Below are 1,380 nucleotides of genomic sequence, written 5' to 3' on the forward strand. Positions count from 1 at the left end.
CGTAAATTTCAAGTTTAAGTTAGCCACTACAGGTAACTCATTTGTTTGATACCGTAACTGCCTCGTTATTCTAAATCAGTGAGGCCTTGATAATGAACTGAGGTATGATAGTCTTCAGACGATTCTGGCCCCAGGCCAGCTTTCCAGACATGAAGCCATGTCCCGAGTGAGGATCGTTATCAAGGAATAATGGGTCAAGCCACCAACCGTTCTTGCTTGAATGCCTGGACGAATGTATCATGTGGTGTCGCATAACCCAAAATTTTCCGCGGGTAATCGTTCATCCAACGCTGGATCCGCAAAATCTGGTTCTCGCTCACCTCACTAATCGGGCTTCCCTTGGGGACGAAACGGCGAATTAATTTGTGCTGGTTTTCGCTCGTCCCACGCTCCCAAGAAGCATAGGGGTGGCTGAAATAGACGTCAGCTACATCTTGCAGAGCATCGTGTAGCCCAGAAAACTCCGAGCCATTGTCGGATGTAACGGTCTTAAATAATTGATCGAAGTTAGCGCCAGCCCGTTCTCTTAGCTGTTGAACCGCTTGGTCCACCGATTCGGTGTCCTTCCCGTTCAACTTTAGGATGACTTCAAAGCGTGTCTGCCGTTCAGCCAGCGTCAGCAGCACGGCATCCGACTTGGTCTTGTTTCCCACTACCGTGTCGATTTCCCAATGACCGAACGTTTCCCGTGTTTCAACTTCTTTAGGGCGTTCTTCAATTGACGTCCCGAGAACACGCTTGTTGGGACGGTGTCCTGGGCGGACCGCTTTGATTTTACGGGACAGTTTTTCAAGCAAGTCCATGTTCTTTGTTCGCATGATTCCGCGGTCAATCCATTGATAAAGAGCGGTTGTGCCAGGAATGATGGCACAATCGAACAGCTCGTGTTTTCTGGCAAATCCGACCACGACGTCCGGCGACCATTTTTCATTTAACATTTTGTCATCTGCCCAATCAATGAAGGCATTTGTGTTCGCCCATTTGGGGCGTCTGCCACAGTTCAGTCGTTGCTTTTCATAGAAGGCCTGTCCTGCATCAGCGTCATAAACAGAATAGTAGGTGTCATACACTTTTCCATTTTGCGTTTGGCGTTTTAACTGGGTGATGGTTCCGCGATCAATCTCATTGTTTATGGTTTGCGGAACACGTCCCAGCACTTTGGCAACCTGACGGTTGGAATAGCCTTCCTTTTTCAGGATAGCGATTTGGCAACGTTCTGAGTAGGAAAGATGTTTTCCCTTGCGTGAAACTGTGTTATCATGGGTTTGCGTCATGTGAATTCATCCTTGTCTATTGAGAGTTGTGGTAACTTCAATATAACATGGAATTCACGTGGCGTTTTTTTTATTTTAAATGGCTAAGTTCATTATAAAATCCGCC

Annotated in this window: 1 protein-coding gene; it reads right to left on the reverse strand. The window is 47.0% G+C overall.

All coding sequences use genetic code 11. The annotated features are described in order from the left end of the window. Positions 1-194: 194 nt before the first annotated feature. Entirely contained in the window at positions 195-1,274 is a 1,080-nt protein-coding gene (locus FGQ66_RS15000) for an IS30 family transposase (protein ID WP_077974289.1), read from the reverse strand. Positions 1,275-1,380 lie beyond the last annotated feature (106 nt).

It is taken from the genome of Enterococcus sp. BSD2780061688st2 D3 (assembly GCF_005844145.1).
GTDB lineage: Bacteria > Bacillota > Bacilli > Lactobacillales > Enterococcaceae > Enterococcus_B > Enterococcus_B durans.